A 16,324-nucleotide genomic window follows, 5' to 3' on the forward strand; every position below is an offset into this window, starting at 1 on the left:
GCATGCCCGGACAGCACAAGATTATTCAGGTTGTTTTACTGCGCGTTCCACCGGTGAGGTTGCTGAAGCAGGAACTTTTATCCGGTACCAGATAGCGTACATCGCTGGCAAAAATACCAATGTGATAATAGTTCCACCGAATGTCCCGCCGATAAGCGTATAAGCCAGTGTGCCCCAAAATATGGAGTGCGTCAGTGGAATAAACGCCAGAATGGCTGCCAGCGCCGTGAGCAGTACCGGCCGGGCGCGCTGTACGGTTGCCTCAACAACCGCAGGGAACGGCGCAAGTCCTTCCTGTTGGTTGTGATGGATCTGACCGATAAGGATTAATGTGTTGCGCATGAGAATGCCCGAAAGCGCGACCAACCCCACCAGCGCATTGATACCAAAAGGTTTGTCAAAGAGCAGCAGCGTTGGCACGACCCCAATCAATCCCAGAGGCGCGGTCATAAAGACCATCACCATTGCCGACATCGAACGCACCTGCAGGATAATGATCAGTAGCGTCATGGCTATCATGATAGGGAATAAAGGTGCCATCGCTTTGGTGGCTTTTCCTGACTCCTCAATGGAACCCGCCAGCTCAATACGATATCCATCCGGTAGCGACGTGATGATCGGCTGAAGTTGCTTCATTATCGCCACCGATACATCTGGCGGCTGAAGAGAGTCGGCGATATCGCCCCGTACGGTAATGGTTGGCGTACGATCGCGACGGCGCAGGACAGGATCTTCCATACGTACCTCAAACGTCCCTATTTGCGACAGCGGAACGCGCTGCCCGGCCGATCCGACTAAGGTAAAGTCGCCGATTCTTGCCGGATCAAGACGAATATTCCCCGCAGCGCGCGCCATCACCTGTACCGAACGAATATCTTCACGCACCTGGGTGACTGGCACGCCCGAAAGCAGGAACTGAAGCTGCTGAGCCACGCTGCCCGATGTCAATCCCACCGCTTGCAGGCGGTTTTGATCGAGCGTGAAATGCAGCGCAGGCACACGCGTTCCCCAGTCTGTATTGACGGTTCTCATCAACGGGCTGGCCTGCATCACCGTTTTCACTTTGTCGGCGATGTCACGCAGTCTGGCCGGATCCGGCCCCATCACACGGAATGCCACCGGATACGGCGAATAGGGGCCAAACACCAGTTGCGTAACGCGAACGCGCGCTTCGGGCGCAAGCCCATCAGCCACCGCTTCGCGAAGCCGGTGCTTGAGTGCATCGCGCGCTTCCTCGCTGTCGGTGAGCACAACAATTTTCGCAAATGAAGGATCGGGCAGTTCCGGCGCCATCGCCAGATAAAAGCGTGGCGATCCCTGCCCTACATACGCGGTGACGATTTTGGCTTCTTGTTGTTCCTTGAGCCAGTTTTCGATTTTTGCCGCCGAGGCGCTGGTCTGCTCAATGGCGCTACCGTAAGGCAGTTGTATTTCCACCAGCACTTCCGGGCGATCGGAGGTAGGGAAAAATTGTTTTTTAACCAGCCCCATCCCCAGAATGGCGATGATAAAAAGCGCAATAACCGAGCCAGCGGCGAGCCATTTCCGCGCAATAACGCGGGTCAGAAATGCACGAAAACGGTTGTAGCGGCGGGTGTTGTAGATAGCCGTGTGCCCCCCTTCAACCGTTTTGATGTTGGGCAGCATTTTCACCCCCAGGTAAGGCGTAAACACCACCGCCACCACCCAGGAAGCAATCAATGCAATTCCCACAATCCAGAACATATTGCTGGTATATTCGCCCGCCGTGGATTGCGCAAACCCGTTGGGCATAAAGCCAACGGCTGTTACCAGTGTGCCAGCCAGCATTGGCGCAGCGGTGTGGCTCCAGGCGTAGGCTGAGGCTTTGATCCGGTCGTATCCCTCCTCCATTTTTACCACCATCATTTCGATGGCAATGATGGCGTCATCCACCAGCAGCCCCAGAGCGAGGATGAGCGATCCCAGGGTTATACGGTCAAAATTCTTGCCCGTGGCTTCCATCACCACAAAAACGGCAGCCAATGTTAAAGGTACCGCAGCGGCAACCACGACACCGACGCGCCAGCCCATACTGAGAAAGCAGACCAGCATCACCACCAGCAACGCGACGAAAAATTTGATCATGAATTCGTCGACTGCCGAGCTGATATTGACGGACTGATCGGTCACTTTGCTAAAAGTCATACCGAGCGGCATCTGCGCATTAATATTGCTCGCCTCCGCATCCAGCGCTTTACCCAGTTCCAGACCGTTCCAGCCCTCACGCATCACGATCCCCAGCAGCAGTGCAGGTTCCCCCTGATTGCGCACCAAGAACGTTGCCGGATCTTCGTAACCGCGCTCCACCGTCGCCACATCGGAGAGTTGCAATGTTCTGCCCTGAGCGACAACGGGCGTGTTACGAATTTTCTCCAGATCGTCGAAAGCGCCATCAAGACGGATAAAAACCTGCGGCCCCCTGGCGTCTATCGAACCGGCAGGCGTCAACACGTTCTGGCTGTTCAGGGCAGAAAAAATATCCTGTGGAGAAATACCCAGCGTTGCCAGCCGATCGTGGGAGAACGAGACAAATATCCGCTCCGCCTGTTCGCCGATAATATTGACCTTTTTAACGCCGGGAACATGCAATAAACGCTGACGTAATGACTCGGCATCACGCACCAGCAGGCGCTGCGGCTCGCCCTTTGCTTTCAGGGCAAAGAGTGCAAAAGTGACATCGGAGAACTCATCGTTGATCATCGGGCCGATTACGCCTGTGGGCAGGCTTTTTGCCTCATCACCCAGCTTTTTACGCGCCTGGTAAAACTCCTCCTGAACCTGGGAAGGCGGTGTTCCATCCTGTAATGAGAGCGTGGTAAAAGCCAGCCCCGGCCGCGTGTAGGTCTCGCTACGGTCATACCACTTAAGCTCCTGCAAACGCTTTTCCAGCGGTTCGGCTACCTGGTCCTGCATCTCCTGCGCCGTGGCGCCAGGCCAGGCTGAAATGATGGTCATCTGTTTGACGGTAAACGGCGGATCTTCTGCACGTCCCAGTCCAAAGAACGCGAGAATCCCGGCAACCGTAATCAGCAAAATGAGAAACAGAGTGATGGAACGCTCGCGCACAGCGAGCGCCGAAAGGTTAAACCGCGACGTACTCATGGCTGGCTCCCGGCGACACTGGCATCGTTCTGCTTAGCCAGCCGGATTGCCTCACCGTCATGCAGCAGATGCGCCCCCAGCGCCACGACCTGCTCGCCGGGCTTAAGGCTACCGGTCACGCTTGCCGCATCATCCCCCAGGCTTACCACCTGCACGGGTTGCCATGTCACTTTGGCGGGCTTGCCGGAAATTCGCCAGACGCCCGGCCCTTTACCGGCATCATAAATCGCCGCCAGTGGCACCTGGAGTAACTGATGAGACACATTCTCTTCGCCAATATGGAGCGTAACGGTGGCGCCGAGAGGAGCGTTCGCCAGAGCGCCCTCAAGGATGTATCGCGCCTCAAATGTACGCGTCAGCGGATCGGCGGCATCTGACAGCAAGCGTAGTTTTGCCGTCACCGCTTCGCTTTCGTTACCGTACAGCGTCGCCCTCGCCTCGCTTCCAGGTGCCGGGCGCAACGTTTCCGGCAACTGGACAATCGCCTCGCGCAGCCCGGCTCTGGCCAGCCTGACCACCGGCTCTCCGGCACTGACCACCTGACCAGGTTCAGCCAGCGTTTCCATAACCACGCCATCGGCGTCAGCCACCAGTAACGCGTAGCTCATCGCATTTTGCGCCACGCTGGCCTGCGCCTGAGCGGCGCTCAATTCCGCCTTCGCCGTCGCCGCAGCCGCTTTTATCTGATCGTAAGCCGAAGCAGAGACCGCGCCTGCCGCAACCAGCCCCCGATAACGCGCCTCATCATCGGCCGTCTGCCTGGCGCGCGCCTGTGCAGCCGCAACGGCTTGCTGCTGGGCCTGCGCCTGCAGATGCAGATCGACGGGGTCCAGACGCATTAACGGCTGCCCTTTTTTGACGGTCTGGCCGGTATCAACGAGACGTTCAAGGATCTTACCCGACACCCGGAAGCCTATAGCGCTTTGAATGCGTGCCACAACAGTACCCGTAAAGGCACGCGAGGAATCGGCTGCGCCCACCACCGTCACCGACCTCACCAAAGGTGGCTGGCTACGGGGATCGTCGACGCTGGAAGCGTCGCCGCAGGCGACAAGCGCAAACGGCAACAGGCAAAAAACAAAGGTGGCAAGTGTGGGCCTGAGCATGGGTTCCCTTATTTATTTAACAGGACAGGAACCGCATTCTCAAACTAGTGACCAATATTGTCAATAGTCACAAATTATGGCGACAGGCTGCGCAATATCAGTGATGCCAGCAATACAGCGGCCGTCGGGGCTGTTTCCAGATTATATTGCAGCTCAACCGGGCTGATATACGGGAGCATGACCAGATAAATCGCATGCGCGGCCTCGTCCAGCGGCGTTTTTCTTTCAAATTCCCCCGCCTGACGCCCTTCAACAAGGATTGTTTCAATCAGTTCTCGCAGATGCTGCTTATAGGCCACCACTGACGGCCAGTTATCCCGCGCGGCCACAGCGGCAATGTCGTATAGCTTGCGATCGCAAAAAAATAGATCGCTGCCAGCTTCCGTTAACGTTTTGAGTAAACGCCGTATTTTTTCAGAAGCGGTCGGCGCATCCGCGATGGCGGTATTGACAATGTCCATGATCATCGCCAGCCGGTTAGCACAGATAACTTCGCCAATAGCCTGCTTGGAGTCGAAAAATTTATAGATGTATGCCTTGGAGAAACCGATCGCTTTCGCCAGATCGGACACCGTGGTTTTCTCATAGCCAAAATGGCTGAAGTGCTCAGTGGCCGCTTCAACGACCTGATCGCGGACATTGTGATCCGTCGGGCCTCGTGAAGGGGTGGTGTTCATATCTTTAGTCATTTTTTCAGCTTAGCTCAATGCGCCCGGATTGACAACGAGTGACCATTTGGTAATGTAGTCACAACTTTATTTCGCCTCAAGGATTCACCATGTTTCCCCAACGTACTCTTGCTCTGGTTGTGAGTACCTGCATTCTGACGGGCTGCGCCGTTGGACCGGATTATCGTCGTCCTGATGCCCCGCTGGCGGAGCACTACCAGGCGCAACCGCAGCGAAACGCATCCGGCCCCGTCAGTTTCACAACCTGGTGGAAAGGTTTCGGGGATCCTCTCTTGAGTCAGTTGGTTTCAGACGCGCTCGCACAAAATCTCGATCTTGCCCAGGCATCCGCCAGAATGACACAGGCCCGTGCCGGGCTCGGAACAGCAACAGCGGCGCTACTCCCCTCGGGAAATATCAGCGGGCAAGCCGCTCGCGCGTATCAGTCGGTCGAAACCCCTCTGGGACAGGTTCTCAACTCGACGCCGGATTATAATCGCTACGGTAATTCCTATGAAACCGATCTCAACGCAAGCTGGGAGATTGATCTGTTCGGCGGGCTGCGCCGCGCTCGTCAGGCTGCGCTGGCAGATTATCAGGCCTCTGAGGCGGGCGTCGCCGCGACGCGCCTTGCCGTGGCGGCGCAAACGGCCGATATCTATATTACGTTGCGCGGATTACAGACCCGGCTGGCCATTGCAAATAATCAGGTCAATACGCAGCAACAACTGCTGGAAAAGGTACAACTGCTCCACAGCAAAGGGTTAGCGCCTGAATATCAGGTACACCAGACCGAAGGCGCGCTGGCGCAGGTTCAGGCTACCGTTCCGGTTCTGCAGAACGGAATTGATGCCGCAATGAATGCGCTGGACGTGATGCTCGGTACTCCACCAGGCACGCACCGGGCGCAGCTCTCTTCGCCCGCTGCAATCCCACAGACGCCGCAGATCGCCGCGATGGGGACTCCAGCAGAGTTGCTGCGCCGCAGGCCCGATATCATCGTGGCGGAGCGCCACCTGGCCGCATCAAGCGCCCGCATCGGCGTGGCGGTCAGCGAGTATTACCCGACGTTTTCACTCAACACTCTGCTCGGCAGCGCAACGGCAGTCTCCAGCGGGAATCTGTTCACTGCGGGAGCCAGCCAGTCGGCTGGCGTGCTGGGTTTACGCTGGCGGCTTTTTGATTTTGGCCGGATCAACGCACAAATAGAACAGGCGAAAGGCCAGCAGGCGGAAGCGCTTGCCGCTTACCGGTTGTCGGTATTACGCGCAACCGAAGATGTTGAAAATGCGTTCTCCGCGCTGATCAACCGGGAAACGCAGGCAGCGACGCTGACGACGGGCGAAACCGCGCTGGCCAGCGCGCGTCAGGCTTCCTTTGTCGCTTTTCAGCAAGGGGCCGCCAGCCTGATTGATGTACTGCATAACGATGAAAATCTTCTTCAGGCGTCCGATGCAAGGGCGCAGGCGCAGACCGCCTCTGCACGCGCAGCCGTGGCTGCTTTCAGGGCGCTGGGTGGCGGCTGGCAACCCCCTTCCGACGGCGGAACGGCCCGGCAATCCGGTTAAAGCGCGGCGGTTCTGGGGTCGTAAAAAACTCTGTGCGCTGAGTAAAGGGGGGGGAAATGGTGAAACGAATCGGTATTCTGGGTATCACTGATCTGACCGAAACCTTATTAGCCGGGTTATTCCGGCTTGCGCCTGACGCCCATGTTTTTCTCTTAGCCGATAGCTTTCATCGCGCCGAGGATCTGGCAAGACAATTTCCCTGTTGGATCCTCGATAACGATCGGGCGGTCATCGACGAAGCCGATATGATTCTTGTCAGTACAACAACCAGCACCGCAGAGCACAGCCAGCAGAGCACGACATATCGGCCTTCGCAAACCGTAGTTTATGTACAGACAGAGAGTGAAGCGAACCTGGCTACCCTCTCTTTACTGACCGCCACGCCGTCTATGGTCTTTTCCGCTGCGCAAATCGATGATCTCCTTTTTCTTCTTCACGCATTCTTACCTGCAATCAAAACAGCAAATTCCATCGAGCTTAGTTATCGCATGTTGCCTTCTGCTACATTGCGCCAGCCAGGCCCGTGAAGTAACCCCTACGCCCGGGCAAAATCCCGCCAATTTTTACCCGGATAAAATAGAGCGCATTATGTCAATCTTGCATCTTACCGCTCCCTCCGCCTGCGGCTGATCTTATGGATCGTCGGCTATTATTGGTCGATTAAATTAAAGTCACCTTCGTTATATCTCAGGCCGCAAACGCTCTCCGGGGTAAAGATATTATCCATTATGCTGATATCTGCACCCGATAACTGCAAACTGACCGCGCCAGTATTGTCCTGTAAATGCGCACTATTTCTGGCGCCGGGAATCGGCACAATATCCTCGCCTTTGCTCATCACCCAGGCGAGCGCAAGCTGCGCCAGGCTACATTCGTATCGAGCGGCTACACTCTGCAACTGGCTGAGAAGTTGATGATTTTTCGCCATCGCCTCGCGTTGAAAACGAGGAAGCTGCCGACGGAAATCATCGCTGGCGAAGCCGGAGCAGTCGGTAATCTTGCCGGTTAAAAAGCCGCGACCGAGCGGGCTGTACGGCACAAACCCGACGCCTAATTCACGGCAAGCGCTGAGAATGCCCGCTTCCGGCTCACGCGACCAGAGAGAATATTCGCTCTGGACCGCAGTGACAGGATGGACTTTACAGGCGCGACGCAGGGTCTGCGGCGACACTTCGGAAAGCCCGATATGGCGAACTTTTCCCTCCTTGATCAGCTCCGCCATCGTTCCCACAACCTCTTCCACAGGAACATCGGGATCAATCCGGTGTTGATAAAGTAAATCGATGGTGTCGATATGAAGCCGTTGAAGCGATCCTTCGACCGCTTCGCGGATATGGTGAGGACGGCTGTCCACGCCCGCCATTCGCTCGATCCCGTGGCCATTCGGCAGAATACGGAAACCGAATTTTGTCGCGATCTGAACTTTATCGCGTATTCCTTTGATGGCCTTACCGATCAGCAACTCATTATCATAAGGGCCGTAAACTTCGGCGGTATCCAGGAACGTAACACCCATATCCACCGCTGCGTGCAGGGTTTTAATGGCCTGCGATTCTTCGACTCCGCCGTAAGCAAAACTCATCCCCATGCAACCGAGGCCTACTGCTGAAACCTGGAATTTATCTTTGCCAAGAAAACGTTTCTTCACCTTATTTTCCTCATATGTAGAAAGTGATTACAGATATACTTCCCTTTAATATCCGTAACAATTAATATGTCCCTAATGCAGTATTCAATGGAAATTAACAATGAAAAAACTTCCCGACTTTCAGCATATCGAAATGCTTTTTCTTATTGTAAAGCATGGGAGTTTTCGCAAAGCGGCCAAAGAATTAAATCTTTCACCACCGTCCCTGACCAGCGCCATAAATAATCTGGAAGAGAGATTAGGTGTAAGGCTTTTAAACCGGTCAACCCGTAGTCTTTCATTGACAGCTATCGGCGAAGAATTCGTAAACAATATTACGCCTGTTTTTAATGACTATATCCGCGCCATCGACAGCCTCAATTCACACCGGGCGAAGCCAGAAGGCAAAATAAAAGTAAACCTGCCGCGTATCGTGCTTGATCTTTTCTTTCAGGAGTATTTTATTGAATTCAAAACAGAATACCCTGATATCACTCTGGAATTGTTCACCACCGACAAAAAAGTGAACATCATCGAATCCGGTTTCGATGCGGGAATTCGCTATATTCAGGATGTCCCTAAAGATATGATTGCCATTGCGTTAGGCCCCAGGCTTTCCCTTATTCCTGTTGCCAGCCCTGAATTTATTAACAAATATGGCGAACCGGATTCGCCACAGGAACTTGTTAACTTTAAATGTATTAACCGCTGTTTTCCCAGCGGGGAGATTTACCGCTGGGAATTTATCGATGAGCAACATAACATTAAAGAAATAGCGGTGAATGGCGATCTGATTATTGATTCGGATGCAGCGATGATCCAGGCGGCGGAATCGGCACTGGGCATCGCTTTTGTTTATGAACCGCTGGTGCGCCAGAAAATTAATGACGGCACGCTGATTCGTTTATTACCTGGTTTTCCTTATCCCGCTGAAAATTTCTCGCTTTATTATCCGGGGCGTAAACATATTCCTGCGCCATTACGCACTTTTATCACATGGGTCATGTCGAGAAATAAACGTCTTACCGAAAAGGACTGAAAGTTTGTTATTACCGGTTGCAGTGGAATCAGCACCCAGAGAGCCAGGCAAAAATCGCTTGCCCTGCTCTCTCTGCGCTTAAAAACGTGGCGGCCGAAAACGCGTTAACCCGGCCCCTCGCTCCCGGCCGCCAGCAGCGGAACCAGCACATCGCTGATGGGGACGGGAATGCCCTGCGCATGACCATAACGCTGTATTACGCCGTTGCGAATATCCCACTCCATGGGGCGGTTAGCCTGCCGATCGGCCAGGATCGAGGTGCCTAAATCCGCTGGTGCGCGTTGAAAACCCTCAATAATTTCCTGCGGAACGTTATCGTGCAGTAGCGCGCCTTGCGCACGTGCAACCGTCAGGCATTCGCGCAGGTAAGCCAGCGCCAGTTCCGTTACATCGCCGCGAGAAAACATTCCGGCGCGGCGATTAGCCAGCACCATCAGACCTGCAACGGCATTTTGCAGCAGCTTGCGCCAGGCGATCGACGTAAAATCGGACGACAGCTCAACCGCACAGCGAGTGCCGCTGAGCGCCTTTGCCACCCGCTTTGCCTGCGGCACATCCGGCAGCGTAAGACGCGGTTTGACGCGCAGCCACACTGAGGCGTCTGGCTCACGCTGCGCCGGAAACCAGACGACAGAAGGCAGTATGCTGGCACCATTAACACGGCTTTCCAGCTGATTTTTCTGCTCAACGCCGTTTTGCAGCGCGCACACCACGGTGTTTTCATCGCACAGGGCGGCCAGCCAGTCGGCACAGTCAGCGACCTGGGTCGTTTTCACCGCCACAAACACCACATCGAAAGGATTGGCGATCGCAGCCGGATTGTTCAGCACCGGCCCCGGCACAACAATTTCTCCTTCATCGTGGCGCAGAACTAACTGTGAATGGGCAGTGCGCCCGCACAGTAGCGGCGTGCGGCCAACTTCATGCAATACCGCAGCGATAGTCGTACCGATCGCGCCGGGACCGATAAGCGCGATGGAAGGATAGTCAGACATCTTGAGCCCTCCTGGTTGATTGAATCATCAGCGTGCCGATTGCGTTCTCGCGGTCAGCATAGAGTGATGCTAAACAGCGCCCCCACGGATGAAAAGTGAAGTGTCATCATCGCGCCATGAGCAAATACTCATGCTTTAACGATAACTACGCTGCGCCTGCTGTGATTCGGCCAGCAACCAACTGCGGAATTTCACAATATGAGGCTGGGTTTCCGTTCCCAGAGGGCAGACGAAGTAATAGGCGGCCGGAGAAGGAAAAGGGATATCAAAGAGCCGGATCAGAGAGCCATCGCCAATCTCTTTTTCAACGTGCCCGCTGCGCGCCAGGGCAATCCCCTGCCCAAGTAGCGCAGCTTCAATCGTCATATTGGTATCGGCAAAGCGGACACTCTCATGCAGCACATCGGTGTTGACGCCGACCCGCTTAAACCAGGCGCCCCATTTCGGGACCAGATCGGCGCCGTCACGCGTCAGGAGCGGGTAGCGCAGCAGTTCGGCAGGTTTATCCGGCGTACCAAACCGCTGTAAAAGCGCCGGGCTGGCTACTGGAAAGAGCTGCTCGCGGAACATAAATTCCGTGTGCAGTGCCGGATAATTACCGTGGCCGAAACGGATCGCCACATCCGCATCGGTGCTGGCGAAGTGAATGGCTTTATCCGTACTTTCCAGGCTGACCAGGATCTCCGGGTGCAATCGCGCTAACCCCGGTAACCGCGGAAGCAGCCACTTCAGCGCAAAGGAGTAAGTGGTATTGACGCGCAATCGCACCCGACCTTTTTGCTCACGCAGATCGCTAAGGGTGGTTTCCAGCTTGCTAAAAAATTCACGCACCAGAGGAGCGAGCGCGGCACCAGCGGGGGTCAGGCTGAGGGGCTTACCGCGCTGAAAAAGTTGCAGACCCCAGAGTTCTTCAAGGTTTTTTAACTGATGGCTGACGGCGCTTTGTGTAATACACAGCTCTTCTGCGGCGGAAGTAAACGTCGTGTGGCGGGTTGCCACCTCGAATGCACGCAGCGTGGCAATAGGAGGAAGATCACGCATCTTTCTGTTCCCTGTAATGAGCTAATACTCATAACACAATAGGCTCGATTGATTGTCAGGGAAACGGTGCCGCAGAGAAAACACGCTATCGTGTGCTTAAAATAATAGAAGACACGCTCAGAAACGCTCCTCAGTCCGGGAGCGTTCTGCATATTCTCCCGCGCATGTGCTTATCGGTGGCCCGAAGGCCAGGCAGTGATACGCAGGCGCCAATGTATTCAGATGCCTTTCTCGGCCTGTCGGGGCGTAAAATATAAATTTAGCGTTCCGCCCCAAAACACACCGTCGATAATTCCACTCAACAGACCAAACATAAGATTAAAATTAAACGCGTATTTCAAATCCGGTTCGACATTGAGAAAAAAAATCAACGCGAATTTGGTAGCAAAAGCAACAATGATAAATATCAGGGTCAATGGCGTACCCGGACGAATAATTAAATCCGTTCCCTCTTTGATTTTTAAACGCGGGCCAGAGCGCCAGAGCAACCAGCCAACGCTGCCGCCAATGAGTAGCCCCGCCAGCATGGATACCATTCCCCAGTGCGGGAATGCCAGTTCATTAATCACGCCGCTTCCCCCCCAAAAAAGGAAGATTAACGGCAACAGAAAAAGCCGTTTAACTTCCATTTCCCGGTCATTCAATGCATTTATTCCTCTCGCAATGAGAAAAACAAGCAAAATCCAGACCCATACAGGAGTTCCGGTCAAAATCGTTAATAATGACATATTATGCACCATGGTGTTTGACGCGATAAAAGTATCGCATGATGTTAGGAAGATATTTAGAAAAAAGAATACCAACACAGACCAGGCCAATAGTGGCCAGGCGAAGCTGGGGAGTCCATGCAAAAAATGCATTGAGCAGGCCATTGGCAAGAAAGATGATTGTCCAAATCCATGTAATATATTTGTTGATAAGGTAGAACATGATATGCCTGCGTTTCTCCTCAGAAACACCGGCACTGGCATAAAAAATGGTAAAGGGTTTCTTGACCAACAGACTCATAAACGAGACGAACGCGAGTGACAGATAACAAAAACTTGTTGGGTAATTCAGTAACAACGTAGACCATCCGGCAAAGTAATTAATAAACAGGATAATTACCGTCAGAATATTGGTAATCATCACTGGCTCTCCCTGTCGGACAATTTTAATGTTCACCACAATAATAAATAGTAAGATCACACTTAAGATCAGTGACCTTTCAACGATGGTTAACACGTTTTCATTGACCACCCATGAGTAGATACTCCACGGAATAAAGGAAATTATAATATTGAACATATCGCATCATCCTTTCTATATTTAATAGAAAACTTGCCGCACGTGCATCGTTTTTTAGTTTCCGAATGAATATAAAAAACACCGCCCGAATCACACCCGGCATCTCGTTTAATGGACAGCAGATAGGCATTCCCCGGATAAACCGCTTCAATAAATTTGACTTTTTCCAGCGCAACAGAAGCGATATTCTCCGCCGTCTCGCACGACGCTAACGAGAGAACCATGTCAATCAACAATGAACCGGGACATACGGCCCGGGAGGGAAAGTGCCCCTGAAAAAGCGGATGATGCGCGTTAAAGGAAAAAGAATAAGTATCCCCGGTTAACGGAGAAACATTATATAAATCAACGAGGAATGATGGCGAGGCGTTGTCGGAAGCCGATTCAGGTAAGTAGACCTTGCTGACCATGATAATAGCCTGCGCAATAACAGCGCGGTGATTATCGCGTGGAGTGGCCTTACAGTGAATACGGTAAGCATCATTAATAAGTTCAATATGCCCTTCAACGCGTAACAGTTCGCTATCAAAATTGGCGGCAGAGTCAAACTGTTCCACCATCACCGGCAGATAGCGCCAGGTTGGATCGGTATTTTTCGAAACCGCAGTGGCGAAGCGAACGGCAAATTGATGCAAGGCTTCGAGTAACAAACCCGGTTTCAGGTAGTTATGCGCTAAATCCCAGTGGGAAATATTAATTTGTCCGCAAGCCGCCGCCGATCCCGTTAAGGCTATGCCCTGACATATCCCGAGGAAATTTGCTCCGATGCGATGACTTATAGCCATGATTGGGGAACCTTTTTATATTTTTCTCTTAAATCCTCTGATGACAAACCAAAGGAGTGGGCGCTAAACCGCGCTTGATAGTGCGCGAGAAGTATCGGCACCCGACAGACAAAAAAGGCCAGCAGCCCCAGTTCAGGCATAACCCGGTGCGCGCTCATGACGCTGGCAATTAAAAAATCGACATTGGGTTGCAGCCCGCTGTTGTCCGAAATGGCACGGGCAAGTGCACTGAAGGGCCGCATCAACATGTGAAAGCGTGAAAAGAAGAAATCGACCCGGACATCATTGCGCATGATTGGATGACCAAACCCCGGCCAGGGCTTGTCCTTGCAGTAATGGTTTGCCGCGGCATCAATATTCCCTTTTTCAACATCATCAATGACGCTGGACAGCCTCATGATCGCATATTTACAGGCGCCCATATGCGCAGGCCCGGTGGCACAAAACCCACCGATTAATGCAGAAATAACATCGCTCTTGGTACTGGCAATAAACCTTACCGTGGTGGTAGTAGGCGTCACAATACCAAACCCGCCCAACAGCAGAGACATAAACCGGCAACGCGCCTCATCATCCAGGCCGGAAGAGGCCGCCTTACCGGTTAACGCTAACCAAAAATAGTGTTCAAAACTTTTGCAATTTTCGATCGCCGGTAAATCAATAAATGACTCCGAGGAACGCGTCAGCGAAATAATCCACGGCATAAGCAAGATAATTTTCAGACAGTCGTCAGCGTTTACCGGTGCCATAACCTTACACTGTGCCGCCGACACTTCAACTTGCGACAATAACATCATAAATCGCTGCATTAAGGTCAGTGATGGCAATGCGTTGATCAGTTGATGCATCGCTTTAATTTTCGTTACAGGGTCCGTTTGTTTCAGTTCGGTGCTGGCGCTCTGAATAAGCCGATCCATCTGTTCTTCATTAACGAGGCTGCCGGTCAGTGCAAACCAGGCATTCTGCAAATAACGGTTTGCATCGGCAATGTCGATCAAATTGCATCCACGAATAAACAACACGTTATTATCTAAATCATAATTATCAATAACATCATCTGACATGATTTACTCCTGTTGCTCCGGCGACAGGCGGTAGAGCCTGATGTTGACATTATTGAGCGTGGTTTTGGCGATAAACTGCTCAGCCATTTCATCAGCATTCAGATATCCTGACTCATAAAGAAAGTTAGGTTCCCGCTCGATCACATCGACCGTTTTGGTGATCGTTTTTTTAATGGCAGCGTAGAGGTTTTTCTTATTCATAATGGAAGAGGACAAAATGATCACATCCATATCCTTATAATCAAACGCTTCTCCTGGCTGGCATAAAAAACGAACGCGATGCGCCTCCACGTCTTTAGGTATACGCCAGCAATCGAAAACATTTTGCGCCTGCGCTACCGCATCCTGAATAATATCCAGCGCGGTTATTTGACATGCTGAATATTTTGCCCACATCAGCACGCTGGTTGGCATCGGCCCGCAACCCACATGACAAATATTTTCCGCATCACTGCGGATAAGCGCCCTTTCTGCATTGTAGAGTTGGCGATAAAAATCGATAAACTTATTTCTGTTATTGCTGATACTCTCAAGCTCAGATTGCGGGATCGCCAGGCGCCTGGACATCATTCCTGACATTTGCTCTTCATATTTCATTTCATAGTCGAGCGCTTTACGATCCAGTTCCGCAAGAAGATCCTTGTGGGTATCAATAAAGGTATTAAAAACGGCGGCATCCTCTCTGCGTGCAGCAGAAAATTGCATACTGATATGCTGGAGCCTGTCGTAAAAATCCATAGAAAAGAGTGAATGCTCATCAATCGGATGCGAATTCACTAACACAATTTCATGAAGCAAGTGATCAAGTTGCATTAGCATGACTCCCTTGTGTCGCAAACCAGCAGACATTTCCCTCTGGGTGAAAAAAGCAGAGCGTTATACTCAACAACGGTGAGATTGATATGTCCCCGGTTTTTCATATAGGCTTCATAAATATCCGGCAAATGACAGATTTCGTTCTCCAGCCCGGACAAATCAGAGGCATGAGATAATCCGCAGCAGATTTTAATATCCATGATTTCTTGTCTCTCAGCGGATAACGACAAGACGATTTGAACAATCGCCTCAGGCAATCGTTGATTAATCATTCTGGCTATTTTTTCATGGCTAATCAGATTGCCCATGAAATTAAAATCTATCGCGTTGCGTTTAATACCCTGAAAATAGAGTTGATTATTTTCAACGGATAATTTGCCCATATCCCCTACCGGATATCTGACAAGTTTACGTGAGGCATCCGGGTCCAGCGACGTGACCAATAGCCCTTTTTTATCGTCATATTCAAAGAAGAAGTCATCGCTGAACAGCAGATATTTATTATGATGCCCCTCGACAGACATCCCAATGAAACCGCACTCCGACAGGCCGTACAAACCGATTATCCGCAGGTCATCGCCCAGTACCTCGCGCAGATACTTTTCATGCGCGGCCAACATCGGTTCACCGGTAAAGACCACTTTTTTAATGGCCAGCGGAACCCCAAGCCGGAACATGGTTTCCACAAACTGAACGAGAGTGGCCGGCACACCAAACAGCGTCGAGAGCTGAATTTCGGCCAGAAAATCGAAATGATTCTTCTGCAGCAATGCAATATCGCCGACCGGAACCACATGCGCGCGACAATGTTTTAAAATTTCACACGCCGAATAGTGTAAGGATGAAAACAGGTTAATCGTAAAGAGGTTACCAACGACGTCTCCGGCGGAAAAAACCTGCCGTGACCGCAGGTTATGAATTAAATTGTGCTCCGATGCGCTGACCGCGTCCTTGCTGGATTTTAAACGGACGCTGATCATTTTCATCGCCCCGGTGGTGCCGCTTGTGGCGCCAAGCAGCATCGGTATTTGTTCAGCCGCAGGGTCCCGCTGCGTCAAAGAACCACTGTCGCCAGTGGTTGAATAAACGTGGGAACTCATCCTGACTGAATCACGGAAGGCCGTATAATCGAATGCCTGGCATCCGGTGATTGCCGTAATCCGCGGTTGCATTTTTGCATACATCTCAGCGCAGCAATAATCCAT

At 52.2% G+C, this 16,324-nt stretch carries 15 protein-coding genes; 3 read left to right on the forward strand and 12 right to left on the reverse strand.

The features are described from left to right. Positions 1-21: 21 nt before the first annotated feature. The 3 genes from Y71_RS21505 to Y71_RS21515 form a co-directional block, all read right to left on the reverse strand. A complete protein-coding gene (locus Y71_RS21505; RefSeq protein WP_007373392.1) occupies positions 22-3,123 on the reverse strand; it encodes an efflux RND transporter permease subunit in 3,102 nt (1,033 codons plus the stop codon). Beyond that, positions 3,120-4,229, reverse strand: a complete 1,110-nt coding sequence (locus tag Y71_RS21510) for an efflux RND transporter periplasmic adaptor subunit (RefSeq protein WP_007373391.1) — start codon at positions 4,227-4,229, stop codon at positions 3,120-3,122. Before Y71_RS21510 ends, Y71_RS21505 begins: the two co-directional genes overlap by 4 nt. Positions 4,230-4,303: 74 nt before the next feature. After that, the gene (locus Y71_RS21515; protein ID WP_007373390.1) at positions 4,304-4,918 is read right to left on the reverse strand and encodes a TetR/AcrR family transcriptional regulator; all 615 of its coding nucleotides are present in this window, start codon (positions 4,916-4,918) and stop codon (positions 4,304-4,306) included. Between the two features lie 89 nt (positions 4,919-5,007). Between Y71_RS21515 and Y71_RS21520 the strand changes: the two genes are divergently transcribed. Together Y71_RS21520 and Y71_RS21525 are read left to right on the forward strand one after the other, a co-directional pair. Next, positions 5,008-6,465 (forward strand): efflux transporter outer membrane subunit, encoded by a 1,458-nt coding sequence (locus tag Y71_RS21520; RefSeq protein ID WP_007373389.1) that lies wholly within the window; start codon positions 5,008-5,010, stop codon positions 6,463-6,465. A 56-nt stretch (positions 6,466-6,521) separates the two neighbouring features. Further along, the gene (locus tag Y71_RS21525) at positions 6,522-6,992 is read left to right on the forward strand and encodes a hypothetical protein (RefSeq protein WP_035887184.1); all 471 of its coding nucleotides are present in this window, start codon (positions 6,522-6,524) and stop codon (positions 6,990-6,992) included. Between the two features lie 122 nt (positions 6,993-7,114). Here Y71_RS21525 and Y71_RS21530 read toward each other — a convergent pair whose 3' ends face one another. Then, the gene (locus tag Y71_RS21530; RefSeq protein ID WP_007373387.1) at positions 7,115-8,113 is read right to left on the reverse strand and encodes an aldo/keto reductase; all 999 of its coding nucleotides are present in this window, start codon (positions 8,111-8,113) and stop codon (positions 7,115-7,117) included. Between the two features lie 100 nt (positions 8,114-8,213). Between Y71_RS21530 and Y71_RS21535 the strand changes: the two genes are divergently transcribed. Continuing rightward, complete coding sequence (locus Y71_RS21535) at positions 8,214-9,131, forward strand: LysR family transcriptional regulator (RefSeq protein WP_007373386.1); 918 nt, start codon at positions 8,214-8,216, stop codon at positions 9,129-9,131. A gap of 104 nt (positions 9,132-9,235) precedes the next feature. On the opposite strand, the gene Y71_RS21540 is transcribed toward Y71_RS21535, so the two are convergent. The 8 genes from Y71_RS21540 to Y71_RS21575 form a co-directional block, all read right to left on the reverse strand. After that, positions 9,236-10,126 (reverse strand): oxidoreductase, encoded by an 891-nt coding sequence (locus tag Y71_RS21540; RefSeq protein ID WP_007373385.1) that lies wholly within the window; start codon positions 10,124-10,126, stop codon positions 9,236-9,238. A gap of 135 nt (positions 10,127-10,261) precedes the next feature. Next, positions 10,262-11,167, reverse strand: coding sequence for a transcriptional regulator GcvA (gene gcvA, locus Y71_RS21545; protein WP_007373384.1), 906 nt, complete (start codon positions 11,165-11,167; stop codon positions 10,262-10,264). Between the two features lie 218 nt (positions 11,168-11,385). Further along, positions 11,386-11,895, reverse strand: a complete 510-nt coding sequence (locus Y71_RS21550) for a DUF6622 family protein (RefSeq protein ID WP_035887163.1) — start codon at positions 11,893-11,895, stop codon at positions 11,386-11,388. Position 11,896: 1 nt separating this feature from the next. Then, positions 11,897-12,454 (reverse strand): hypothetical protein, encoded by a 558-nt coding sequence (locus tag Y71_RS21555; RefSeq protein ID WP_007373382.1) that lies wholly within the window; start codon positions 12,452-12,454, stop codon positions 11,897-11,899. Next, positions 12,439-13,239 carry an ApeI family dehydratase gene (locus Y71_RS30585; RefSeq protein ID WP_007373381.1) on the reverse strand — a complete coding sequence of 267 codons (801 nt, stop codon included), beginning with the start codon at positions 13,237-13,239 and terminating at the stop codon, positions 12,439-12,441. The genes Y71_RS21555 and Y71_RS30585 overlap by 16 nt, the downstream gene beginning before the upstream one ends. Next, the gene (locus tag Y71_RS21565; RefSeq protein WP_007373380.1) at positions 13,230-14,303 is read right to left on the reverse strand and encodes a citrate/2-methylcitrate synthase; all 1,074 of its coding nucleotides are present in this window, start codon (positions 14,301-14,303) and stop codon (positions 13,230-13,232) included. The genes Y71_RS30585 and Y71_RS21565 overlap by 10 nt, the downstream gene beginning before the upstream one ends. 3 nt (positions 14,304-14,306) lie before the next feature. Beyond that, the gene (locus Y71_RS21570) at positions 14,307-15,152 is read right to left on the reverse strand and encodes a class I SAM-dependent methyltransferase (RefSeq protein WP_145954152.1); all 846 of its coding nucleotides are present in this window, start codon (positions 15,150-15,152) and stop codon (positions 14,307-14,309) included. Continuing rightward, positions 15,116-16,324, reverse strand: coding sequence for an AMP-binding protein (locus Y71_RS21575; protein WP_035887160.1), 1,209 nt, complete (start codon positions 16,322-16,324; stop codon positions 15,116-15,118). Before Y71_RS21575 ends, Y71_RS21570 begins: the two co-directional genes overlap by 37 nt.

Origin of the sequence: Kosakonia radicincitans DSM 16656, assembly GCF_000280495.2 — a bacterium.
Taxonomy (GTDB): Bacteria; Pseudomonadota; Gammaproteobacteria; order Enterobacterales; family Enterobacteriaceae; genus Kosakonia; species Kosakonia radicincitans.